Annotated in this window: 14 protein-coding genes and 7 pseudogenes; 13 read left to right on the top strand and 8 right to left on the bottom strand. The window is 57.7% G+C overall.

The window, feature by feature from the left end; translation table 11 throughout:
- Positions 1-129: 129 nt before the first annotated feature.
- From istB to NKH91_RS31555, 3 genes and pseudogenes are all read right to left on the bottom strand, one after another.
- Positions 130-858 carry an IS21-like element helper ATPase IstB gene (gene istB / locus NKH91_RS31565; protein ID WP_352885526.1) on the bottom strand — a complete coding sequence of 243 codons (729 nt, stop codon included), beginning with the start codon at positions 856-858 and terminating at the stop codon, positions 130-132.
- Positions 858-2,339 carry an IS21 family transposase gene (gene istA, locus NKH91_RS31560; protein ID WP_502899050.1) on the bottom strand — a complete coding sequence of 494 codons (1,482 nt, stop codon included), beginning with the start codon at positions 2,337-2,339 and terminating at the stop codon, positions 858-860. The genes istB and istA overlap by 1 nt, the downstream gene beginning before the upstream one ends.
- Before the next feature lie 257 nt (positions 2,340-2,596).
- Positions 2,597-3,512: pseudogene (locus NKH91_RS31555) on the bottom strand (IS3 family transposase); the annotation flags it as partial.
- 73 nt (positions 3,513-3,585) lie between these two features.
- On the opposite strand from NKH91_RS31555, the pseudogene NKH91_RS32450 reads away from it, so the two are divergent.
- Together NKH91_RS32450 and NKH91_RS31545 are read left to right on the top strand one after the other, a co-directional pair.
- Positions 3,586-4,047 (top strand): annotated as a pseudogene (locus NKH91_RS32450) (transposase); the annotation flags it as partial.
- Positions 4,048-4,213: 166 nt separating this feature from the next.
- A pseudogene (locus tag NKH91_RS31545) lies at positions 4,214-4,374 on the top strand (transposase); the annotation flags it as partial.
- Positions 4,375-4,527: 153 nt separating this feature from the next.
- Here NKH91_RS31545 and NKH91_RS31540 read toward each other — a convergent pair.
- From NKH91_RS31540 to NKH91_RS31530, 3 pseudogenes are all read right to left on the bottom strand, one after another.
- Positions 4,528-4,734: pseudogene (locus tag NKH91_RS31540) on the bottom strand (transposase); the annotation flags it as partial.
- Between the two features lie 38 nt (positions 4,735-4,772).
- Positions 4,773-4,945, bottom strand: a pseudogene (locus NKH91_RS31535) (IS481 family transposase); the annotation flags it as partial.
- 47 nt (positions 4,946-4,992) lie between these two features.
- Positions 4,993-5,232, bottom strand: a pseudogene (locus tag NKH91_RS31530) (IS481 family transposase); the annotation flags it as partial.
- Positions 5,233-5,562: 330 nt separating this feature from the next.
- On the opposite strand from NKH91_RS31530, the gene NKH91_RS31525 reads away from it, so the two are divergent.
- Entirely contained in the window at positions 5,563-7,587 is a 2,025-nt protein-coding gene (locus NKH91_RS31525; protein ID WP_352885527.1) for a CocE/NonD family hydrolase, read from the top strand.
- A 757-nt stretch (positions 7,588-8,344) separates the two neighbouring features.
- Here NKH91_RS31525 and NKH91_RS31520 read toward each other — a convergent pair.
- Positions 8,345-8,590, bottom strand: a complete 246-nt coding sequence (locus NKH91_RS31520) for a hypothetical protein (RefSeq protein ID WP_352885528.1) — start codon at positions 8,588-8,590, stop codon at positions 8,345-8,347.
- On the opposite strand from NKH91_RS31520, the gene NKH91_RS31515 reads away from it, so the two are divergent.
- From NKH91_RS31515 to NKH91_RS31485, 7 genes and pseudogenes are all read left to right on the top strand, one after another.
- Positions 8,589-9,296, top strand: coding sequence for a class I SAM-dependent DNA methyltransferase (locus NKH91_RS31515; RefSeq protein ID WP_352885529.1), 708 nt, complete (start codon positions 8,589-8,591; stop codon positions 9,294-9,296). The two genes, NKH91_RS31520 and NKH91_RS31515, sit on opposite strands and share 2 nt — an antisense overlap.
- Positions 9,297-9,493: 197 nt before the next feature.
- Complete coding sequence (locus NKH91_RS31510) at positions 9,494-10,489, top strand: isopenicillin N synthase family dioxygenase (protein WP_352885530.1); 996 nt, start codon at positions 9,494-9,496, stop codon at positions 10,487-10,489.
- Between the two features lie 639 nt (positions 10,490-11,128).
- Positions 11,129-11,179 (top strand): annotated as a pseudogene (locus NKH91_RS31505) (hypothetical protein); the annotation flags it as partial.
- A 39-nt stretch (positions 11,180-11,218) separates the two neighbouring features.
- Positions 11,219-11,410 carry a hypothetical protein gene (locus NKH91_RS31500; protein WP_352885531.1) on the top strand — a complete coding sequence of 64 codons (192 nt, stop codon included), beginning with the start codon at positions 11,219-11,221 and terminating at the stop codon, positions 11,408-11,410.
- A 291-nt stretch (positions 11,411-11,701) separates the two neighbouring features.
- Positions 11,702-12,928 (top strand): ATP-grasp domain-containing protein, encoded by a 1,227-nt coding sequence (locus NKH91_RS31495; RefSeq protein WP_352885532.1) that lies wholly within the window; start codon positions 11,702-11,704, stop codon positions 12,926-12,928.
- A 445-nt stretch (positions 12,929-13,373) separates the two neighbouring features.
- On the top strand, positions 13,374-14,717 hold the full coding sequence (locus tag NKH91_RS31490; RefSeq protein WP_352885533.1) for an MATE family efflux transporter: 1,344 nt from the start codon (positions 13,374-13,376) through the stop codon (positions 14,715-14,717).
- Between the two features lie 332 nt (positions 14,718-15,049).
- The gene (locus NKH91_RS31485; protein ID WP_352885539.1) at positions 15,050-16,330 is read left to right on the top strand and encodes an ATP-grasp domain-containing protein; all 1,281 of its coding nucleotides are present in this window, start codon (positions 15,050-15,052) and stop codon (positions 16,328-16,330) included.
- A gap of 942 nt (positions 16,331-17,272) precedes the next feature.
- Here the strand turns inward: NKH91_RS31485 and NKH91_RS31480 are convergent.
- Positions 17,273-19,297: a CocE/NonD family hydrolase gene (locus NKH91_RS31480; RefSeq protein ID WP_352885534.1), complete on the bottom strand. Its 2,025-nt coding sequence runs from the start codon at positions 19,295-19,297 to the stop codon at positions 17,273-17,275.
- 267 nt (positions 19,298-19,564) lie between these two features.
- On the opposite strand from NKH91_RS31480, the gene NKH91_RS31475 reads away from it, so the two are divergent.
- The 3 genes from NKH91_RS31475 to NKH91_RS31465 are packed head-to-tail and all read left to right on the top strand — an operon-like array spanning position 19,565 to position 22,972.
- Positions 19,565-21,148 carry an ABC transporter substrate-binding protein gene (locus NKH91_RS31475; protein WP_352885535.1) on the top strand — a complete coding sequence of 528 codons (1,584 nt, stop codon included), beginning with the start codon at positions 19,565-19,567 and terminating at the stop codon, positions 21,146-21,148.
- An 11-nt stretch (positions 21,149-21,159) separates the two neighbouring features.
- Positions 21,160-22,098, top strand: coding sequence for an ABC transporter permease (locus NKH91_RS31470; RefSeq protein WP_352885536.1), 939 nt, complete (start codon positions 21,160-21,162; stop codon positions 22,096-22,098).
- On the top strand, positions 22,061-22,972 hold the full coding sequence (locus NKH91_RS31465) for an ABC transporter permease (RefSeq protein ID WP_352885537.1): 912 nt from the start codon (positions 22,061-22,063) through the stop codon (positions 22,970-22,972). The genes NKH91_RS31470 and NKH91_RS31465 overlap by 38 nt, the downstream gene beginning before the upstream one ends.
- Positions 22,973-23,031 lie beyond the last annotated feature (59 nt).

Here is a 23,031-nt window from a genome sequence, read left to right as displayed (position 1 = left end):
CCCAATTTGGCCCCCGGTGCCGCGCCCCCATTGGCCCCCCGTTTTGGGGCCCCCTCGGGTCGGGTCGGGGGGGGCCATTGGGCCGGGGGTGGCCCGCCCGGCCAACCGCGGATCGGCTTGGTGGCGTGATCAGGCGCGGTTCTTTAAGCGCCAGGATTCGTTTCCGGTCTCGATGATCTCGCAATGATGGGTAAGACGGTCGAGCAGCGCTGTCGTCATCTTGGCGTCGCCGAAGACGGCGGGCCATTCGCCTAAGGCCAGGTTGGTGGTGACGATGATCGAGGTCCGTTCATAGAGTCTGCTGATCAGGTGGAAGAGCAATTGCCCGCCGGCTTGCGCAAACGGGAGATAGCCGAGTTCATCGAGCACGACGAAGTCGAGCCGGGTGAGGTAATCGGCGATACGGCCCTGCTTGCCGCCGCGGTGCTCGGTCTCCAATCGATTCACGAGATCGACGACGTTGAAGAAGCGACCGCGCGAGCCGGTGCGGATCAGGGCGCGGGCAAGGGCAATGGCCAGATGCGATTTGCCGGTTCCTGTGCCGCCGATGAGCACGGCGTTGCGCTGGTCGGCGACGAAGGTGCCGTTGGCGAGGTCCCGGACGAGCACCTCATTGACCGGCGTGCCGTCGAAGTCGAACTCCTCAATATCCTTGGCGATCGGCAGCTTGGCGACGGTGAGCTGGTATTTGATGGAGCGCGCCTGCTTCTCGGCGATCTCGGCCGAGAGAAGGTCGCCGACGATCCTCGGCGGCTCATGCTGGCGCTTGATGCCCGTCGCCATGACCTCGTCATAGGCGCCGCGCATCCCGTAGAGCTTCAGCGCCCCCATCAGTTCCAGAACCTGCGTGCGTTCCATCAGCTTGCCCTCCTGAGGCTGTCGTAGCGGGCGCAGTCGGCGAGCGGTTCATGCTGCAGGCGAAGTGCGTCCGGGGTGAGAATGGTGATGGCCGGCGCCGGATCGCGCCGCCGCGCCAGAATGTTGATGATGACAGCGGAGGAGCAGACGTTCTGGTCGAGCGCCTCCTGGCAGGCGGCCTCGACGGCATCGATGCCGTCCGTCAACACCGCGGCCAGGATCGACACCATCTGGCGATCGCCGTCATCCGAGGACTTCAATCTGCGTCGAACTCGCTCCATTGCCGATGGCAGAACCCAGTCCTGGAACGGCGCTCCGTTGCGCAGCGCTCCGGGCTTGCGGGCGAGTACTGGGACATAGTGCCAGGGATCATAGACGGTCTCGCCGCGGCCGAACGAACGGACGTGTTCGGCGACGAGGATGCCGTCCTGACGAATGACGATGCGGCTGGCATAGGCCTGGATCTCGACTGGCCGGCCGACGGCAGTCGACAGCACCGAGTATTTGTTGTTGTCGAAGCGCACCGTGCAGGTCTTCGACACCGAAGCGGGAACCGTGTGGAAGCCGTCGAAAGGGCCGCGATATTCGACCAGTTTGTCGCGCTCTTCCTCGAACACGTTCCAGATCGTGCGCTCCGGCTGGTCGATATGACGATGGGCTTTCGTGTAGGCGATGCATTTGTCGAGGAGCCAAGCGTTGAGTTCCTCATAGGATTTGAAGCGCAGGCGCGGCGTGAAGAAGCGCTCCCGCACCAGGCCGACCTGGTTCTCGACCTGACCCTTCTCCCAGCCCGACGCCGGCGTGCAGGCGACCGGCTGCACCAGATAGTGGCTGCACATCTGCAAGAAGCGGCGATTATATTGCCGGTCCTTGCCGACGAACACCGTCTCCACCGCCGTCTTCATGTTGTCGTAGATGCCGCGCGTGCAGGCGCCTCCGAAGAAGGCGAAGGCCCGATCGTGGGCGTCGAACACCATCTCCTGCGTCTCGCGCGGATAGGCCCTCACGAACATCATGCGGCTGTGGCAGAGTCGGACATGGGCGACCTTCACGGTCACCGTCACGCCGTTGATCAGAACGATCTCGTGGCTCCAGTCGAACTGGTAGGCCTCTCCCGGCGCGAACAACAACGGCACATAGGCTTCCGCCGTTGCCGATCCTTGTTCCTTCGCCCAGCCCTTCGCGTATCTGCCTTCATAACCGAGCCCGCGAAGCTCTTCGTAGATCCGGATCAGAGTCAGCCGCTCGCGCGCCGCCTTGCCGTGGTTGCCACTTAAAAGCCCGTCGAGCCGATCCTGCCAGGGGCCGATCTTCGGCATCGGCTGATGCTCACGCTCGTAGCGGAACTCCGTCGCGTCCGACCGCAGCACCTTCCGGACAACCTTCCGCGATATCCTCAATTCGCGGCAGATCTCCTTGATCGACTTCCCCTGGACCAGCGAAAGCCGGCGTATCTTCGCAATCGTCTCCACAACCAACATCCAAAACAAATGCCTCCGATGAAACCGAAGGCAGTGTGACAACCCTGCGTTACAGGGGTCCTTTTTGGACGCCGATCACCCCTGAAACGGGGTCCTTATTCCACGCCGAAACACAAACATCCCGGCCAAGCGCGCCGAAGAACGATCCCGCGTCGAGAAGGCGGAAGCTGCCTATGCGGCAGCGACTTCCCGATGGCGAACGAGGCCGGAAAGGCAGAAGGCTGTGGAAAAAGCCGCCGAATGAGAAGAACGGGCTATTCTACAACATCCGTCTGCATCGGCTTGCCCGGCGCGATGTAGTGCCATTCGACCTGCCGATCCTCCTGCCATGCCAGGATGGCATTCGAGGTCAGCTCGGTGCCATTGTCCGACACGATCATGCAGTGGTAGCCGCGATGCTCGGCGATGATGTCGAGTTCCCGGGCGACACGCTCACCCGAGATCGAGTTGTCGACGACCGTGGCCAGGCACTCCCGGCTGAAAAAGTCGATGACGTACAGGATCCGGGAAGCGGCGACCATCGGTCAGCGTGTCGGAGACGAAGTCGAGGTTCCAGCGCTGGTTGGCGCCCCTGCGGGATTGCTATCGGTGCCCTGGTGCCCAATGCCCGCTTGCGACCGCCTCGCTTGCGCACCGTCAGCCGCTCCTCGCGATAGAGGCGATAGAGCTTCTTCCAGTTCACCGCTACGCCTTCGCGCTTCAGGAGCAGGTGCAGCCGACGGTAGCCAAAGCGCCGGCGTTCGGCGGCCAGTTCCCGCAACCGCTTGCGCAAACCGGCATCATCTGGTCGCGATGGACGATAGCGGTAGACCCGCGGCTCCATGCCGACGAGCCCGCAGGCCCGACGCTGCGAATAGCCCTTGTTCTCGATCGCCCAGGTCACGGCAGTCCTCCTCGACCCGGGCGTCAGAAGTTTTTTCCGAGCATCTCGCGCAAGGTCGAGACGTCGAGCATGGCGTCGGCCAGCAGACGCTTCAGCTTGCCGTTCTCCTCTTCAAGGCTCTTCAGCCGCTTCGCCTCCGATACGTCCATGCCGCCATACTTCGAGCGCCACTTATAGAAGGTCGCGTCGCTCACACCGTATTTGCGGCACAGCTCCGTTGCCGAAAGCCCAGCCTGATGCTCCTTCCAAATGCCAATGATCTGTTCGTCAGAAAATCTCGATCGCTTCATTGCCTGTCTCCTCATCCGAGGAACAGCCTAACCTCAAACCGAGGACATTTCAGGGGAGCATGTCAATCCGCCCCACCTGCGACGCCTGATGCGGGCGGTCCGGAGCAATTGGCCGAACACCCGGATCCTGATCGGGGCCGACAGCCATTATTGCAGTCCGGTCCGCAGGTCATCGACTGGTGCCGCGCCAACGATATCGACTTCATCCTCGGCCTGGCGCTCACCACGACCTTGCGCAAGCATGTCGCGGATTTGGAGATCAGCACGACGGCGCGGCCTTATGTGCGCAGCGACCGGCGCGCCAGCCATTTCCGAGCATCTGCCGCGCGAACGCCTGGTCGAGCCGGCGCCGGCCACTTGCCACTGCTGCGGCGGTCATCGGCTGCGCAAGCTGGGTGAGGATATGACCGAGACGCTGGAAGTGGTCGCTTCATCGTCACCAACCTTGCAGGTGACAACGCCAACGCGCTCCACGAGGATGTCTACCGCCGGCCCGGCGCTTCCGAGAACCACATCAAATCGTGGAAGACCGCACGGCGTGGCGTTGGGCGGGGCGACAGGCCGTTGATCTCGCGCTCGATATCGAACAGGACATCGATGCGACAGGCGTCGGTTGACGACCCGTCGCATAGACATCGCCATAACCGCCAAAGGCATCGGCCTGCAGAATGCCGCTCCAGCCGGCAAGATGCGGCTCGTGCTCTGCAGTCGTCCAATTCGACACGCTGCGACTGCGCTCATCAAGATCGCCGCGCGCGTGGTCCAAATGAAAACCCAAATGCGCCTGCACCTGCCGATATCCTGCCCGGACCAGCGCATCCGGCGCATCGTCCTCTGTCGCATCCCGCAACTCGTGACATAAACAATGGGGCGCAGACGATCCGAAACAAACCCGCTGACCTCAACCCGTAAACCCTCGCCTTCCATCACGACGGATCCCCGCCGGCGCCTGATGAGGCTTAGGAAAACGCACCGCAAAGCCGCTTCAGGCCGCTAAAAGCTCATCGCCGTGCATCAAGCGGGCTAGAGCGGCGCGTCCCGCGCCATCGAACAACACGATCGGCTGGAAGCCGTATTCGTCGTAGTGGGCATAAAACAGCCGCAATTGCTGGCCGCCATGCACGGCGTCAAAGGTGTCGTCAATGTCGAGCACGATCCGCTTCGGAACCTGGCGGAAGGAAGCGCAATAAAGGCCGACCATCGCACGGCCCATAACGACCAGGTGCAGCCAGGGGAAGTTCTCGGCAGATGGCCGAAGGTCGGGTAGGCAATGGCGTAGGCCCAGTCCCTGAGCGCGGTCTGAATGAAGCGCTCTGCCTTACCTTGGTCTTGGGCGTATAGGGTTTTCTGCGGTCATGTTTGAGACCAACCTTGCGGCAGGTCCTGGCGAAGGCTTTCGATCTGTAGCACGAGCCGCAGTCGGTCATGACGCGCGCTGGTTCCATTGATGTTCGCGCGCCCACCACATCTAATGGACTGACTGCAGCGCGCAAAGGCAATCGTCGAGCGGCAGCAAGGTGTGCCGCCGGAACGCGACGATCACCGCCTCCTCCTCGATCGTAAGCACTGTCGAGGAGGGATTCTTCGGCCCCGTTGGCACATCGGCGACCGACGTACGCTCCATCTATTTGATGATCGTCTTCTGATGGCCGTAGCGCTTCGTCAGAGCTCTCAGGCTCTCTTGACTATTTTGTATTGCTCGACGGACTGCCTCTGTCATCGTGGCGCTGCTATGTAGACCCTACCCCACAGTGCCTCCTTCAATTCGGAAGAAGAGAATGCACCGTCAAAGCCTGAGATCAAACACTTAGAGCATGTGGTCCTCTGCGCGTAGCGATTGTACATAAAATTTCTCTAATCGTGTTGAGGTAAAAAAGTAGCTCTGCGGTTGAGATTATTTCCGCTGCGGTGCGCAGAAAAGTTCCTATAAACGATGTTTACTCATTCCCGTCAAAACGGTGCGCCGAAGCAGCTCGGCTCCGAACGAGAAACCGCTGAACTCCAAAGGGAAATGGTAAATGTTGAAATCTGGTACCCCGAGTAGTGAACAATGAAGATTGCCACAGGACCGCGACCTGTCACGTTAATGGAGAACCTGTGGATTCCGCTTTCCGACGGAACGCATCTGGCTGCGAAGATTTGGCTGCCGCAGGACGCGGCATCCAACCCGGTTCCAGCAATTGTCGACTACATTCCTTATCGAAAACGTGATGGCACCGTTTTGAGAGACGAACGGATGTTTCCCTATTTCGCCTCGCATGGCTACGCGAGCATTCGTATAGACATTCGGGGCACCGGCGATTCCGAGGGTCTATTCGAGGATGAATACGTCAAGCGGGAACAGGATGATGCCGTCGAAGCCATCGGATGGATCACACGACAAGCCTGGTGCAGCGGCAGTGTGGGAATGATCGGCAAGTCGTGGGGTGGGTTCAGCGCCTTGCAAGTCGCCGCACGCCGGCCCAAAGCCCTGAAGGCGATCATCACGCACTGCTCGACAGACGATCGCTATGCAGATGATGTGCACTACATGGGCGGATGCCTTCTCAACGATACACTGGCTTGGGGGACGACGTGTTTCGTGCAGATGGCGCAGTCACCGGATCCTGAAATCGTTGGAGAAGACCGTTGGCGCGCCATGTGGATGAAGCGCCTGGAGAATGCCCGCCCGACGTTGATCGATTGGGTCGCTCATCAGCGCCGAGATGAGTTCTGGAAGCAGGGCTCGGTCTGCGAGGACTACGGTGCAATCGATTGTGCGGTTTTCGCAGTAGGTGGGTGGGCAGATGGGTATTCCAACGCCGTGTTCCGGCTTCTCTCGAACCTGAAATCGCCACGTAAAGGGTTGATTGGGCCTTGGGGGCATACATACCCACATGAGGGTGTCCCCGGTCCCGCCATCGGGTTCCTGCAGGAATGCTTGCGCTGGTGGGATCACTGGTTGAAGGGCCAGGATACCGGCATCATGCAAGAGCCGATGCTGCGTAGCTGGATGTTGGATTGGTCGGAACCTGCGGCGCATTATGACGAGCGGCCGGGGCACTGGGTCGCGGACCCCGGCTGGCCATCTCCGCATGTCACGTCACGGATCTTCCGAGTTGGGACGGGCAGGTTGTCAGAGCAGGCGCTGCCGCAAGCGACTCTCGAAATCAGTTCGCCTGAGACGATCGGGATCGCAGGTGGCGAGTGGTGCCCCTACGGACTCGGCGGAGTTGGTCCAGAGATGCCGCTAGATCAGCGGTGGGACGATCGTGGCTCGTTAATCTTTGACAGCCCCCTGTTGACGGAAGCCACACCGATCCTGGGCGCGCCTGTCCTCGAACTGGAAATTACTTGCGACAGGCCGACTGCGATTCTCGCGGTGCGTCTTTCCGATGTCAGCCAGTCAGGTGAAGTCACTCGGGTCACTTACGGACTTCTCAACCTTTCGCACCGCGACAGCCACCAAGATCTGCAGCCCATGGATGCTGGAAAATCATACCGTATTCGCCTCGCGATGAACGAGGTTGGATATACCTTTTCGGAGGGTCACCGGATCCGGCTATCTATTTCCACCGCGTACTGGCCGATTGCATTTCCGGCGCCGCAGCGCGCCACATTGACGATAGAGGCGGACGCAAGCCGTATGAATCTTCCGATCAGAATGCCTCAACCGAGTGACACCGCGTTGCCAGCCTTTGACGCGCCAGAGGTTTCTCCGCCAATGCCGACGACGGTATTGAAAGCCGGCGGCGTCGAGCGGTTCGTCAACATCGACTCAGTGTCGAAACAGGTCACCGTCACAGTCAAGCGGGACGATGGCTCAATGCGCATCGAGCCCATCGGCACGGTCGTTGGCCTCAAAAAGCACATGATCTATTCGGTCGCTGAGAATGATCCGACGGCAGCCCGGACGGAAGTCTACTATCGAGATGAGCTGGGCCGCGGAGCCTGGCAGACAGCGGTGGAGGGGCGGACAGTCATGACTGCTACCAAGTCAAGCTTCTACCTTCAGGTTGATTTCAACGCTTTCGAAAACGGCGAGTGCATCTTCGAGAGATCATGGTCGAAGAAGATTCCTCGTGATCTCGTCTGAATTGGAAAGTGGCGACCCAGAGACAAAAACTGCAGGCGTGTCGGCGATGCAAATGGTATTTGCGAAAGCAATACATTTTTTTCGAACAACGGCAGCGGCAAGCGGACGAAATGTATGATGCCCAAAGAGGCGCATTTGCCGATCAGGATGCTTGCTGGATAGAGGCCCAACATTTAGTGACGCAAACCCATTCGAAGTCTGCAGTCGTCGCCGGCGAGAGCTGTGCGATAGCGCCACGGTTTGGCGTGCAGTTTGTCCGTGCTCAAGTGTCGTAGCGTTGCCCTGCCACCGGGTTGGTGCGGCAGGCAGACCCGCCACCCCACGCGATCGCAATAAAGGGCGTGGCGAAGCGCGAGCTAGACTAGTGCCCTTCATTATCGCTGAATGGACCACAAGCTTGGTAGCTTCGCGTTGGAATGCCAGCGTTGCTCGCCACTTGGTATTTGTTGAGCTACGGATACCGCCTATTTCGCTCCGAGCCGGGGAGAACTTCCTTCGGCATTCTTTATGGGGCGGCGTCGTCCTGCTCACGAACGTGTCGAAGGCCGCAAACTCGGTCTGGAACATACTCCTGAAAAGCGACTTCATCATGTTGGGCCACGACTATGGCGACAGGGGCTGCCATGTGCAACGAGATTTTGCCGGGCTACGAGCAGATTCTCTTCGTAGCCATCCGGTCTGGGCCGCGGCGGGTGGGTCTGTGCTAAGCTGTAGCGACGGAGATCAACCCTATTCGTAGCGGCTGTCCCTGGGGACGTCAAAGTATATGGGTTTCAAGTGGCAGCATCGGACATTCTGTTTGGTTTGTCTGGACCGCGACAAAGGCTTGTTTGGCCAATTTCCTATTTTGCCTCAGGCCAAATAGCTGAAAAACAACATGAAATGTTTTGTTCGCTTGGCTCGGCCAATCGGCACGAGTTTTGAAATCCTCGTTGCAAGGCGGCAGCAGGTACTGACCGGCGCGCCGCCGATGACCATCTTCCATAAATAGAGGAACTGTCATGAACACTCTCGATAAGCAGAAAGCACTGGAGCAAGCCGCACGAAAGCGCATCAAGGATTCCCACGGCCTCGACGGGGATGCCGGTCGCTTGGCTCACTTCTATGGCGGATGGGCCAGTTCCTACGATTTGGATGTGGGTCGCGATGGATACTGTGGGCCGATGACCGTGGCGGAACTGGCGGGTGCCGTGCAGACGGCCTATTTGGCCATTCAGCGAGCAGCCATCGCAGTCCTGGACGCTGGCTGCGGGACAGGCCTCGTCGGCTTGGAACTGGAACGCCTCGGGTTCCGGTTGATCGACGGGCTCGATCTCTCCGAGGAGATGGCCGAAAAGGCGCGGCAAACCTGCGTCTACCGCCACGTTCGAGGCGGCGTCGACCTTAACGGGCCGCTCTCCGACCACTCCAGTGCGAGCTATGACATCACCGTCTGCTGCGGCGTCTTTACGCTCGGACATGTCCGACCGGATGCACTGCGCGAACTGGCTCGCGTCACGCGCCCGAACGGATTCGTCATCGTCAGCACCCGCAAGAGTTATGCGGAGACCGCATCCTTTGAAGATGAGGTGCGGCGTCTAGAGGATGCGGGCATCCTTGTGCCGGCACAGCGTCTAAACGACGCCGGATACGTCGCCGAGGAGGACGCGCACTACTGGGTTTTACAAGTGCCAAGTAGGCCAGCGCACCAGCGGAGAAGCGATCATTAACGCTGCCGCAAACGATAACTTGCTGCGGTATGCAAGGCGACATGAAGAGCGTGCACGCCTCCTCATGCCTCACCCTGGGTTCGGGCTTCTCTACATTGTTGCGCTAGCTATCTAGGCTTCCCGACGATTCTCCATGGTGCCAGTCAATGGGAAACGCCCAAATTGTTATGAAGGCTCTAGTCTAAAAAGGTGTACTCATGCGCAAGGATCTCGTAGCCAAACTGGACGACAAGCTGCGCGCGAAGCGCGAAAGCTTTGACAAGCTGCCAGTCGTTGACGTCGCGCCGCTTCTCGATGGCAGCGATAAGCAGAGGGTGGCGAAGGAGATACGTTGGGCCTTGTCGAACACTGGGTTCATGTATGTGAAGAACCACGGTATTCCCCAAGGCTTTGTGGATTCGGTACTCGATGTGAGCCGTCGATTCTTTCACCTGCCCATGTCGCAGAAGAACACGTTGCACATTAGCAACTCCGATGTGGCCCTTCGAGGATACATTGAGCCGTTTGGGGAGAACACCGATCCGGGCAGGACGAAAGACTTGAAGGAGTGCTTTGACATCGGACCTGAACGTTCGATGCTGGATGGTCCGTTTTTTGGCCCTAACCAGTGGCCCTCAAGTCTGCCCGGGTTTCGGGAGCTGACATACGGATATCATCAAAAGATGCTCAGCCTCGCGAAAACACTCTTGAAGGGTATTGCGCTCAGTCTGGACCAGTCGGAAAGCTTTTTCGAGAACCTCATGCGCAACCCGATCAGCATTCAGCGCCTGCTTCACTACCCGCCGCAGAGTGGCTATGTCAGCGAGGAGATCATAGGTATTGGCGCGCACACGGATTACGGCAATCTGACCATCCTGGCGCAGGACGACGTGGGTGGTCTTCAGGTCATGAACCGAGATGGCGATTGGGTCGAGGGCATTCCGATCCACGGCACATTCGTAATCAACATTGGCGATCTGATTCAGCGGCTCACCAATGATGTCTACCTGGCGAACATGCATCGCGTGGTGAATACCTCGGGACGCGAGCGATACTCAATCCCCTTCTTTATCGACGCTGATTTCAACGCGATCATCGAACCATTGCCCTCATGTATTACGGACAGCAACCCGCTTCGCTATAAGCCGGTGACTTGCGGTGAGCACAAATTCGGGCGTTTCGCAGCAAGTTACGCTCACTTGGCCAATGCGTGATCAGGGCGGAGCATTTACCCACAACACTGCCTGCGCCGCTTCATACCTGAGAGCTGATAGCATTTTTGGCCAGTCCGCAACCAGGCACCAGGCTGACGAGGCGCAGACCTTGCACATGAACTCGTGAGATGAACTGGCAGGGGAGAGATACTGTCAGTACGGCGGCGATGCGGCACGGTCGTGGAGGTCATAGTCCTTCGAGGGCAAACGGCTTCAAATAAGTTGTGTCTCGCATCTGCAGCGCTATCGCGTGGTCGTTACCGCTCTGTCGAGCTGCCCGTGTTTCGGTACGCCCAAACTGGCGAAGCTTTGCAAGACCGACACCACTCGCTACACTAGAGGCCTAAATTGGAATTCTCGCTCAATGCCGAACCCTTTCGCGGCTCACCTCCCGCGGTGACAACCTCGGCAAGCAACGGCGACGGATATAACCCGAGTGATGGTCCGTCCTCACACTCTTAATTCAGTGGCCGGATCCCACCACGTAAATCTGACGATCGCGGATGTCTATCCGCAAACTTCTGTCCGATTAGAGTGCTCAGTGCACCACCGGTATTATAACCTCCCGCCCCTCACTGCCTCGAGGTATTCGAAGCAGCTGCACGTCATCGTTCATTCGAGCTTGCGGCTTCTGACTTACACGTTGCTTCGGGAGAGATCAGCCGGCAGATCGACGCTATTGAGGACGAGGTTGGGGTTCCGCTGTTTGTGAGATCAGGAACCGGTATCATGCTTACCAGCGATGGCAAAGACCTCTACAGCGTGCTGGCAAGCAGCTTGTCCACGGCGTCCCATGTCGTCAAGAACATTAAACACGGCGGTTGCTCGCGTCGTCCTCGCCCAGATTTAACGCAAAGCGAAGAGCCGACTGCGCTCGATTATGACAGCAAGTTAGCGGCAACGGCCATGTTGAATTGCTGACCGGCCGCTTCGTGAGATCGCTCCGCATAGAATCGGTGCTGAAGTCGCTATGACTTCCTATAGATTTTCATCAAAATCATAGACGTGTAATGTTCGTTACAAATCGAAACGAAATCGCGGTTCAGCGTCGTTAAGCTCTCGTACCAAAAGCGTCATACTAATTCACGCATATTCACGTGTGCAAAGCAGCTACGGTGATATATTCACTGCAAATGCTAGATCAGGGCTTCCAAGAATGAAAATCAGTTCGCTGTCAGACTACAGTATCGGTGCGAGGGAGGGTCCGAACAAATGGCAAGAAGAGCTCTAGTTATGCTCGAAGGTGCGAGCAATAGTGGTCGATATGTGCAAGTGGCCAAGCATCTTGGCCTCCATCCAATTACCATGTTGACTGATCCAAATCAGTACGACCACCTTGCGGCGCAAGGAAGTGACATAATCCCTATCGCGCGAGATAATCTCGATTCGATTATTTACCAATGTTCCCAGTTACGTTTGTCCTATGACATCGCTGGGATTACCAGCCCCCAGGAGGAGGCCTACGCGACAGTTGGCAATCTCTGCCGGTACTTCAATCTACCGGGACCGAACCCCACGTCGATCGAACGATGCTGCGAGAAACCCACTCAACGTCACCTTCTTGCGGCGGCCGGCATTCCAATACCTGCTTTTCGCTTAGCGGCGAATGCCGCGGAGGTGGAAAACGCGGCGGTGGAGATTGGCCTGCCGGTAGTTGTGAAGCCAGCGGTAGGCATGGGAAGCAGCGGTGTTCGACTGTGCCGCAACATCATTGAGTTGGCCGAACATGCGAAATCTTTGTTAGGCGGGACGCATGCATCGCGAACGATGCCGACAATACTAGTCGAGGAATTCGCGAGGGGAAAACATTACAGCGTTGAATTGATGGGAAATGAAGTCATTGGGATCGCCATGGCAGATTTCGGTGACCCACCTCATTTCGTCTGTCGTGAATACGTCTGTCCGGCCCCGCTAACTAAGCGGGAGTATAAGCGTATTGCTGATATTTCGCTGAGCTGTTTGCATGCCCTCGGCCTTGGCTGGGGGCCAGCCAACATTGATTTACGTTGGACGGAGTTTGGCCCGGTCGTCATTGAAGTCAATCCGCGGCTTGCTGGGGCACCTAACCCTCAACTGGTCAACCTGGCTTATGGTGTCGATCTCGTTGCCGAGCACATCAAGCTAGCTATAGGGGAGGGGAATAAGAGGACTTTGCGCCGAAGGCCTTCGCGTGTCGCTGCTGCCCGGATTCTAGTCCCTGATCGTGATGGCACACTCAATTGGATTTGCGACGAAGATCGAGCCATTGCTGTACCAGGCGTGGCCGAGCTCAAGTTCGATGTTGCATCCCAGACGCCGATCGTCAGGAAGGGCGATTACCGAGACAGGATGGGGTATGTCGTCGTCGTTTCGCCTACTCCTGCTCGAACCAAGGCGACACTTCAGCGAGCCGTCGGCTTGATCAAATGGTCGATCACACCGTTTCCGGCCCTTGGCTAATGGGAACAATCGGCACTCGCCTCAAGTGCCACTTCATTGCCGCCGGATCGCAACGCTCAGCGGGACATTTTGATCGCACCGCTGACGCAACGAAGGGGTGATAGAGATACATGCGCTGGCTACTAAGCTTGGGCCAAGAGCGGTCTACAGTCCATCTGTCGACGACTCTGGGATTGGCCCGCTTGGAACGTCTCGGCAGCAGAGGCGAGAAGACGGTCCAGCCGTAGACTGTGTGGCGTCATCGACGGAAATGCCTTGCTCGGTCATCTGCTTTGGCAGTTTCTCAGGCTGAGACTGCTCGCTAGTTGCAAGCACATGCAAAAAGAGTGTGGGAGTCAATAGGTCAATAGACTGGCGACACTGACCAACGCAACTCTTCGAAAATGATGCAGGGGCATGATGCGGTGCCGCCCCAATCAAAATGTCTCAGCAAGTAGGGCCGAACATGGAACAGAATGCGCCGTTTCTTGGCTCCAGGCCGTTCCGTGTCACCAATCGACAGGTCCTTGCAATCAGCATTCCGATGTCGCTCGCATACCTCACGACGCCGCTGCTCGGTCTCGTCGATACGGCCGTGATCGGCCAGTCCGGGGATACTGAGATCATTGGAGGTCTTGCCGCAGGAGCCGTTGTCTTCGACCTACTCTTTGCGACTTTTAATTTCTTGCGCTGCGGTACCACCGGCCTCGTCGCCCAGGCTTTCGGAAGGGGTGATGCTCTGGCAGGGAAGGCGGTCTTCTGGCGGGCATCCGTTATAGCAGCGATCTCAGGCGTGGCATTGGTCCTACTCGTTCCGCTGATTACAGCGATCAGCGAATGGTTCATGAACACGGAAAAGCCCGTTACCACTGCAATGGATCTTTACATCCGCATCCGCCTAGTCTCGGCGCCTGCAGTCCTGATCAACTATGCTATCCTCGGCTATCTTCTGGGTTGCGGCAATTCAGTCCTCGGATTTTTCCTCCAACTTTTCCTCAACGGGGTAAATCTCGCTTTGTCGATCTTCCTGGCTCTTTATCTCGGCTGGGGAATTGTAGGCGTCGCCTGGGGAGCCGTTTGCGGCGAGGCTGCCGCCATGATCGCCGGCATGACCATCCTCCTCCGACGCTCCCGCACGGTGCCGCAGGTGTCGATGCGGCATACCTTCAACATGGCCGAGATGAAACGGATGCTTCACCTCGACGGTGGCATCATGATTCGTTCCTTCGCGCTCATGGGAGCCTACATCCTATTCACACGGCAAGGCGCCCAGCTTGGCACGTTGACCCTCGCCGCCAATTCGGTCCTGATGCATTTCTTCTTGGTTGAGGGCTATTTCCTTGACGGGCTTTCGGCGGCCGCCGAGCAGCTCACTGGGCGAGCCGTTGGCGCCCATTGTCAGCAGGCTTTCTCGCGTGCCGTCAGGCTGACCGCAGCCTGGGGGTTCGCGCTCGCGGGCTTTGCGAGTACCGCGATTTTCGCCTTCGGCGAACAACTCATCAGGCTCACAACGAACACAGCGGCAGTGCGTGCGGAGGCCGTTTCCTATCTTCCTTGGGCGGCCTTCGCGGCCTTGAGCGGCGTTCTGGCCATTCAAATGAACGGCGTATTCATCGGCGCCACCTGGTCCCGCGATCTGCGCAATAGCATGCTCGTATCATTCACGGTCTTTGCCGCTGCTTTGTTCACTTTCGGTCCGATGTTCGGCAACCATGGGCTCTGGGCCGCACTACACGTCTTTCTGCTCGTACGCGGAATAAGCCTGCTGTTGTTCATGCGTCGCCGTATCCGCTCCACATTCAACGAGTGAATCGGCAGCTTCGCTTGAGGATGGGTACCGTAGGAAACTTGGGTGGATGCTGAGAGCGGAAGGTGAGGAGTTGTGTGTTGCGATTGAGGCCCGTCGGGCTTGTCGGAGTGGATTTGCCGGCTTTCCCGGTCGCGGCTGCGCTAACTCCACAACAGCTTCTCATGGCGCAGATAGCCGAAAGCTCGAAGCAGATCGCGAAAATAAATTCACAAAATCTTTGCACCCGCAGATCGCTGACGATGGTACCTTCCGCAAGTCTGAGATGAGGCACGCCAGGAAGGTTGATGCCGATCTATGCTCAGACCGCCGCACAGAACGCAACGGAGTGGCCGATGGCAAAAAGAGCACTCATCATAGTTGAAGGTCATAGGGGCATCGGTCTGCTGTTCGTCGAAGCGGCCGAGCGTCTTGGTCTTCATCCGGTGATTCTGTCCACAGACCCATCTCAATACGACTATCTTGTGTCAGAAAGGATTGAGTCTATCCGGGTAGATACAGACAATTTGGATGCACTGATCCGCGAAACGTCCCGGCTGTGTGCAAAGTATGAGATTGCTGGCATTACTGGCTTTGTGGGGGACGACGAGTCGCTTTATGTGACAGTTGGCAAGCTTTGCGAGCACTTCCATCTATCGGGGCCGGACCCCGCCTCTGTTGAACGATGTTGCGACAAATTCGTCCAACGTCAGCTCCTTGCGGAAGCCAGCGTTCCAATACCTGCTTATCGGTTGGCAGCAAATGCGACGGACGTAGAAAGCTCTGCTACGGCGATCGGCCTGCCGGTGATTGTTAAGCCAGCCGCGAGCAACGGAAGCATCGGAGTCAGGTTGTGCCGCAATGTCTATGACTTGGCCGAACATGTGAATCATTTGCTCGGGGGCAAGCACATATGGCCGTCTTCGCCGAGGATACTGGTCGAAGAGTTCGTAGAAGGCCCTCAGTATACCGTTGAGATAATGGGAAATGAGGTTATCGGGATTGTCGCCGCCGATTATGGCCCGCTGCCACAGTTCGTCTATCGTCAATTCACCGTGCCAGCCCTACTGGCGGATGACAAGCATAAGCGTATAGCCGATGTTTCGCTGAGTTGTTTGCGTGCCCTCGACCTTGGCTGGGGGCCAACCAACATTGAACTCCGCTGGACGAGCCGTGGTCCTGTCGTCATTGAAGTTAACCCGCGTCTTGCTGGCGCACCCGATCCTCAATTGATTCAGGCAGCTTACGGTATAGATCTGATCACGGAGCACATCAAGCTTGTTGTCGGCGACGAATGGGATTTGCGCAGAAAGCATTCGCGTATTGCTGCCGCCCGGATCCTAGTTGCTGAACGTGATGGCATCCTGGATTGGACCGGCGGGCACAGTCGAGCGGCTGCTATACCAGGTGTCGCCGAGGTCAAATTGTATGTTAAACCCAAGACGCTGATCGTCAGGAAAGGCGATTCCCGAGACTGTATTGGATATGTTATCGCCGTTTCATCCAGCTTTGCTGAAACCGAGGCGATCTTACAGCGTGCGGTCGAGCTAGTCGAATGGTCCATTACGCCATTTCAGACAACCGGCGAAGAGGAATTATCACAGCCTCGGCCAAAGGGCCCAAGCGGCTCCAGGTGACACTCTTCGTCGCCAATCTGAGGGAAGGAGAGACAGCGGCGTGCAAGCACACCGACCCAGAAAGGCCAAACGTAAGACTTTCGGTTACCGGTTGTTCCCAAAGCCCGGTCGGAGAAAGTGGCCCACCGACCGGCAGTCCGTGGACCCTCTCGGCGGCTGTGATGATAAACGCATGGGCCGCTTTTTTTGAATTGTGCGTCTGCGCTATAAACCCGAGAGCTTATGGCAGACGGAATCAGAGGGAGCCTATGGACCAGGTTGCTCGTGGGAGCGCCACGACGACAGACGCGATATCCGTCGACCAATACAAAACATATCAAGAGAGCCTGACGGCGCTGGCGAAGCGTATGGTATCCCAACCAAAAGACGATCATCAACTGGAGGGCGGAGTTCGGTCACCCATCTGCCGACTGGCCCCAAAAGAGCCAAAATCAACGTCCCTACCGTTCGAGGACGAGACCATCGTTGTTGCGTTGGCGAGCATACGATGCTGTCGCGGACGATTGTCTCTATGCCTTTCAGGCCATACTCCCGCATCGCACCCGCTCGTCACGTCATCGCTGCGTTCAACGCCTCAGCATCTTTCCGGCGCGGCCGCGACGCGCCGAATGACGGAGAGCAGAGAACGGCGTGCGTTTCGCCCAGTCGCGCATCTACCCCAGCTCCGGAACCCGGTGCTCTCCGTTGCTGTTGCCTACGACGTGCGTAGGTTCAGAGGCGCGCTGGCAGCATAAACGCGCCCGGCGGGGCACACTCCGGAAAACCCGTGCTCTCCGTCCAACTAATCTCGGCGACATCCTCTTCATGGCGATCGCGCGAAGGTCCGGGTCCGTGCGGCGCTTGAAATATGGAAGCAATCCCGTTTCTGAGATAGCTTGGCGAGTAATATAACGATTGTTCTCTGGTGTTCTTTGGGGCGTTCATCTGGTTTTCCTTCTGCAGTTAGACCAGATCGCGCGGAATATCCTTGGACCATGATCTGCAAAAAATGCGCTCATGTTTTGCGTGCGCGTCGAAGTCAACCTGGAGGTGAAAGGTCGATTTGCTACCGGTCATAACCGTCCGCGCCTCGACTGCCGTCTGCCATTCGCCGCGCTCCAACTCAAATCGGTAGTACACTTCCGTTCGGGCTGTCGTCGGATCGTTTTCGGCGACCGAATACGTTATATGTTTTTTGAGGCCGACGATCGTGCCTATGGCGTCAATACGCAATGAGCCGTTGTCGCGTTTGACCGTGACGGTGACCTGCTTTCGCATTGGGTCAATCTCGGTGAATCGCTCAATTTTGCCGGGTTGCAACACCGTGCTAGCCATTGGCGAAGAAAGCTCGACCAGTTCAAAAGGCTGGAGCCGCCGATCTCCGGGCTGAGGCATTCGGATCGGCAGATGCAGAGCGCTTGCTTGTGCCTTTATCGTCAATGTAGCGCGTTCTGGTGCGGGAAAGGCGATTGGCCAATAGGCTGTGGAAACGGACAGTCGGATCCGATGCCCCCGCGGGAAAGTGTACCCGATGCCGTTCATCGCCAATCGGACAATGTACAACTTTCCTGGATCCATCGGCTGGGGATCTTCGTGTCCGTTTCGGTGAGATAGATTAAGCAGTCCGTAGGTCACACGTGTGACTTCGCCCGACGGACTGACATCACAAATACGCACGGCCAGCACGCCGGTTGCTCTATCAGAGGTGAGCGCCAACTCAACTAGAGGGGCGCCAAAGACCGGCAAAACCTCATCTAGAATCTCGCTGTCAAGGTTCAAGGAACCACCGTCGTCCCACCGCTGATCCAGCGGCATATCTGGACTTAGTGAGCCAGGTCCCCCGAGTGAATAGGGACACCATTCTCCGCCTGCGATCCCGACCGTCTCGGGCGAGCGAATCTCAAGACTCGCTTCCGGTAGCCTATGTTCCGACAGCTTGCCGGATCCTAGCTTCAAGATCCGTGACTTTACATGCGGAGACGGCCAGCTTGGATCTGCGATCCAATGCCCCGGCCGCTCGTCATAATGCGCCGCAGGCTCTACCCAGTCCAGCATCCAGCTGCGGAGCATTGGCTCTTGCATGATGCCGGTATCCTGGCCCTTTAACCAATGATCCCACCAGCGAAGACATTCCTGAAGAAATCCAATCGCGGGACCGGGAACACCCACTTGAGGATACTTGTGCCCCCAAGGTCCAATCAGCCCTCGGCGTGGTGCTTTCAGGTTCGAAAGCAGCCGGAACACTGCATTGGGATAGCCGTCCGCCCATCCACCAACAACGAAAACTGCGCAATCGATGGCACCGTAGTCTTCGCAGACCGAGCCCTGTTTCCAGAACTCATCTCGGCGCTGATGAGCGACCCAATCGATCAACGTCGGGCGGGCATTCTCCAGGCGCTTCATCCACATGGCGCGCCAACGGTCTTCTCCAACGATTTCAGGATCCGGTGACTGCGCCATCTGCGCGAAGCAATGCGTACCCCAAACCAAAGTGTCGTTCAGGACGCAGCCTCCCTTGTAGTGCGCGTCGTCGGCGTAGCGGTCGTCAGTCGAGCAGTGCGTAATGATAGCCTTCAGGGCTTTGGGCCGGCGCGCGGCGACTTGCAAGGCGCTGAACCCGCCCCAAGATATGCCGATCATTCCCACACTGCCACTGCACCAGGCTTGTCGTGTGATCCATCCGATGGCTTCGACCGCATCATCCTGTTCCTGCTTGACGTATTCGTCCTCGAATAGACCCTCGGAATCACCAGTGCCCCGAATGTCTATACGAATGCTCGCGTAGCCATGCGAAGCGAAATAGGGAAACATTTGTGCGTCCCCCAGAACCGTGCCATCGCGCTTTCGATATGGTATATAACAGACGATTGCCGGAACCGGCTTAGAAGCCGCGTTCTCCGGCAGCCAGATTTTCGCAGCTAAGCGTGTTCCGTCCGAGAGCGGAATCCAGACGTTTTCAAACAGTTCAACTGGCGTGGGATCAGCCACAAAGGGTACCCTTACTAATTCTTTATCGCCGACGAGTCGTTGCTGCTCAGAGCGGCGAGTCGGGGCAAGCTCTCTCACTGATAAAAACGCGGCATAGCCCTATATCGCGATACCACGGCGTGTCCTTCCGCGACGGTCGAAAAAAACTAGCCTCACAGTTGAGATTATTTCGACTGCGAAGGCGGCATACGCTTGCTATTGATCACCTGATCACACGAAGCAGCCCCGCTAGGTCGGTAAGTTGCTCAATGATTAAGGGGAACAACCATGAATGATCATAAAGGTGCCGTAAGCCGTAGGGCCTTCCTAAAAACCAGCTCCGTGATCGGGGGAGGCATCTTCACTGCTGGGATGCCGCTCTCAAGCGCGATCTGGGCTGCAGAGGGCAAGGTGCTCATTGCTGCTTCATCCAACGATATTTCGAAGCTTGATCCCGGGTTCTACTCCGCAGTCTCCGAAGTCAATGTGATGAACTGTATCTATTCTAAACTCACGCGATTCAAGCCGGGCTCCGAATGGGGCTGGGAGTTGGAGGCGGCCGAAACAATGGAACGTGTCGATCCTACGCATATCCGCTTCCGTCTGAAGAAGGGCATCCAATTTACCGGGGGTTACGGCGAGCTGACCGCAAAGGACGTAAAATTCTCCTTCGAGCGCGTGATCAAACACAAATCGCCGGATAACGTCGATTGGGGTACGCTCGATCGTGTCGAGGTCGAGGATGACTACACGGGAGTGATCGTATTCAAGGCGCCGTTCGTGCCGGTTTGGAACATCGCGTTCCCTTATGGAGTCGGCCATATCGTCTCCGAAGAGGCGGTGGTGAAGGCAACCAAGGACGGCAGTGATTTCGGCATGAAGCCGCCAGCTTTCTCCGGTCCGTATGTGCTTGCCGACGTGAAGCCGAACCAATATTTGCTATTGACCCGCAATTCGGACTGGTCGGGCCCGAAGCCAGGCTTTGACGAACTCCGCGTCATCCTGATCGGGGACACCAAGGCGGCGGAACGCGCCTACGAGGCAGGGGACATCGATTTCACTGGTATTAGTCTGGATTCTCTGGCGAAGTTCAAGAGCAATCCGCCGGCCGACAGCAAGATCGAGGAAAAATCCTCGCTCCGTTACCTCTGGATCGGTATGAACGTGGATCACCCAAATCTACAGGACATCAATGTCCGCAAGGCGATCCAATGGGCGATTAACGTGCCGCAGATCTTGGATACCACCTATGCGGGCCAAGCCGACGTGGCGACGGGCATCATCGCTCCAGGTATTGCCGGGCACCGCGACAAGGCGCTCGTCCCACCGGAGGGCGATCTCGCCAAGGCAAAGGAATTTCTGGAGAAGGCAGGTGTGAGCGATCTGACGTTAACCATCGATTGCGTGAACAGCAGCATTTATATGGCCATAGCCCAGACGGTGCAGGCGCAATTATCTCAGATCGGCATCAAGGTCGAGATCAACGCCCAAGAGTCCGGCTCGTTTTGGACGACCGGCATGGAATCGGAAGGCGAGCGTTGGAAAAGCTTGCAGCTCATCGTCAATGATTTCTCCAGTCTGCCGGATCCGTATTACGCGACGGCTTGGTTCGTCAAAGCTCAAGTGGGCGTATGGAACTGGGAACGCTTCCGCAGCGAGCGTTTTGATGTGCTATTCACTAACGCGGCCACGATCGACGACGGAGATGCGCGGGCGAAGCTCTACCAGGAGATGCAGGATATCATGGAGGAATCCGGCGCATACCGATTCCTGACCCATGGCCATAATCCAGTCATGTATCGCACCACAAAAATGCAGGCCGCAATGCGCCCGGATGGAATGCCTTTATATGTCGACTTTAGGCCAGCTTAGAGTCGAGCAAGATGTGGCTGTACTTGCTCAAGCGGAGCGCCCTTGCAATTGCAATCATTGCGATCGCGGTGATAGTTCTGTTCCTGATGATCAGGGCCGTGCCTGGCGATCCTGCCGCGGTTCTGCTTGGGCCGCGGGCGACTCCCGAAATGAAGGCGCAACTCCACGAGCAAATGGGGCTGGACCAGCCGTTCATCGTGCAGATCGCTAACTTCTTCGGCGGGCTGCTCCACGGCGATCTCGGCTTTGACGTGTTCAGCCAGAGGCCTGTTGCCGGCATCGTCTTCGAACAACTGCCTTATACGATCGAGTTGATCCTGGTCTCGATCTTCTGGGCGGTCGTGATAGCCGTGCCGCTCGGCTGCTACTCGGCGATGCGGCGCAAGTCCTTGGTCGATCAGGTGGCCGGCGTCGTGACGGTCGCCGCGATCGCAATTCCCTCCTTCGTCGTGGCGGTCTACGCGCTGCTGGTTTTTGCCGTGACTCTGCGCTGGTTGCCAGCGATCGGCGCCGGCAGTGGCTTCGGGGATGGACTTATCCATCTCATCCTCCCAGGCTTCGCCATAGGGATTGGCTGGGTTGGCTACATTTCCCGGTTGGTACGCGCATCCATGCTTGAGATCCTGGGAGAAAACCACGTGCGCATGGCCCGCTCCTTCGGGGTCCCGGAATGGCGCATCGTTGCGCGCTACGCGCTGCCGCTTGCGATCCTGCCGACCGTGACAATACTCGGGGTAGGCATCGCGTGGCTGCTTTCGGCTGCTGTCTTCATCGAGGTGGTCTTTGCGAGACCTGGCATTGGTGCGTTGATCGTGAACGCGGTTAATACGCGCAACTATCCGATAGTGACGGGCGTCGTGCTCGTCACCACGTTCCTTATCGTCGCGGCCACGACGCTCTCGGATCTGATCAATGCATTCCTCGATCCGCGAACGCGGGAAAAACTCTGATATGGTAAGCGTTGAAGCCATCCCTTCACAAGCCAACTTTCGCACCTTTCTGCGGCAATTTCGCAAAAACCGCCTGGGTATGCTCGGAGCAGTGCTTGTCATACTCATAGCAGTAGTCGCGCTCTTCGCTCCGCTGATAATCACGCATGATCCGATCCGGATCATGGTCGGACCGCGTCTGGCCGCACCTTCAACGGATTTTCTACTGGGTACGGACCAACTGGGCCGCGACACGTTTTCTCGCACCGTCATGGGCGGGCGCATCCCGCTCCTCGTTGCTTTCGCCTCCCTCGGCAGTGCGCTGGCGGTCGGCGTCGTGCTTGGTCTCATCGCGGGCTTCGGGCCGCGTTGGTTGGACAATTTGCTCCTGGTCATCTTCGATACGATCCGCTCCTTTCCCGGTATCATCTTCGCGCTGGCCATGATCGCGCTTCTGGGACCAAGTCTGGCGAGTGTCATTCTGGTCATCGCAATAACGTCGGTGCCGATCTATGCGCGCGTCGTACGCACCCAGTCCGAGGCGCTGCGCAGCAGTGAGTATATCGCCGCAGAACGCAGCATGGGCGCAGGCACGACACGCATCCTTGGCGTTCATGTGCTGCCCAATGTGATTGGCCCCCTTCTCATTCTTGTGAGCATGGACGTGCCAGCCGTCATCGCCTGGGAAGCAGGTCTCAGCTTTCTCGGGATGGGCGTGCGGCCCCCGACGCCTGACTGGGGAGCGATCCTCAACGATGGCTATAGCTACATCAACCAGACCCCTTGGCTGGTGATCGCCAGCGGCATTCCCATCGTCCTTGCAACGCTTGGTTTTACGTTTCTGGGTGAAGCGCTGCGCGATATATTCGATCCCAAGCTGCGGAAAGACTTATGAGACGCGACGATCTTACACCACATACGTCCGCCCGACCACTTCTTGAGATTCGTGGGCTC

It is taken from the genome of Mesorhizobium sp. M0894 (assembly GCF_040319725.1).
Classification (GTDB): Bacteria; Pseudomonadota; Alphaproteobacteria; order Rhizobiales; family Rhizobiaceae; genus Mesorhizobium.
Note: the sequence above shows the minus strand (reverse complement) of the source record. Positions and strands in the feature narration are given on the sequence as shown.

Bases quoted from the DNA above. Each gene is read 5' to 3' on its own strand.
- istB (WP_352885526.1), bottom strand. From the start codon at position 858: ATGGAACGCACGCAGGTTCTGGAACTGATGGGGGCGCTGAAGCTCTAC.
- istA (WP_502899050.1), bottom strand. From the start codon at position 2,339: ATGTTGGTTGTGGAGACGATTGCGAAGATACGCCGGCTTTCGCTGGTC.
- NKH91_RS31525 (WP_352885527.1), top strand. From the start codon at position 5,563: ATGAAGATTGCCACAGGACCGCGACCTGTCACGTTAATGGAGAACCTG.
- NKH91_RS31515 (WP_352885529.1), top strand. From the start codon at position 8,589: ATGAACACTCTCGATAAGCAGAAAGCACTGGAGCAAGCCGCACGAAAG.
- NKH91_RS31520 (WP_352885528.1), bottom strand. From the start codon at position 8,590: ATGACAGTTCCTCTATTTATGGAAGATGGTCATCGGCGGCGCGCCGGT.
- NKH91_RS31510 (WP_352885530.1), top strand. From the start codon at position 9,494: ATGCGCAAGGATCTCGTAGCCAAACTGGACGACAAGCTGCGCGCGAAG.
- NKH91_RS31500 (WP_352885531.1), top strand. From the start codon at position 11,219: ATGCTTACCAGCGATGGCAAAGACCTCTACAGCGTGCTGGCAAGCAGC.
- NKH91_RS31495 (WP_352885532.1), top strand. From the start codon at position 11,702: ATGGCAAGAAGAGCTCTAGTTATGCTCGAAGGTGCGAGCAATAGTGGT.
- NKH91_RS31490 (WP_352885533.1), top strand. From the start codon at position 13,374: ATGGAACAGAATGCGCCGTTTCTTGGCTCCAGGCCGTTCCGTGTCACC.
- NKH91_RS31485 (WP_352885539.1), top strand. From the start codon at position 15,050: ATGGCAAAAAGAGCACTCATCATAGTTGAAGGTCATAGGGGCATCGGT.
- NKH91_RS31475 (WP_352885535.1), top strand. From the start codon at position 19,565: ATGAATGATCATAAAGGTGCCGTAAGCCGTAGGGCCTTCCTAAAAACC.
- NKH91_RS31470 (WP_352885536.1), top strand. From the start codon at position 21,160: ATGTGGCTGTACTTGCTCAAGCGGAGCGCCCTTGCAATTGCAATCATT.
- NKH91_RS31465 (WP_352885537.1), top strand. From the start codon at position 22,061: ATGCATTCCTCGATCCGCGAACGCGGGAAAAACTCTGATATGGTAAGC.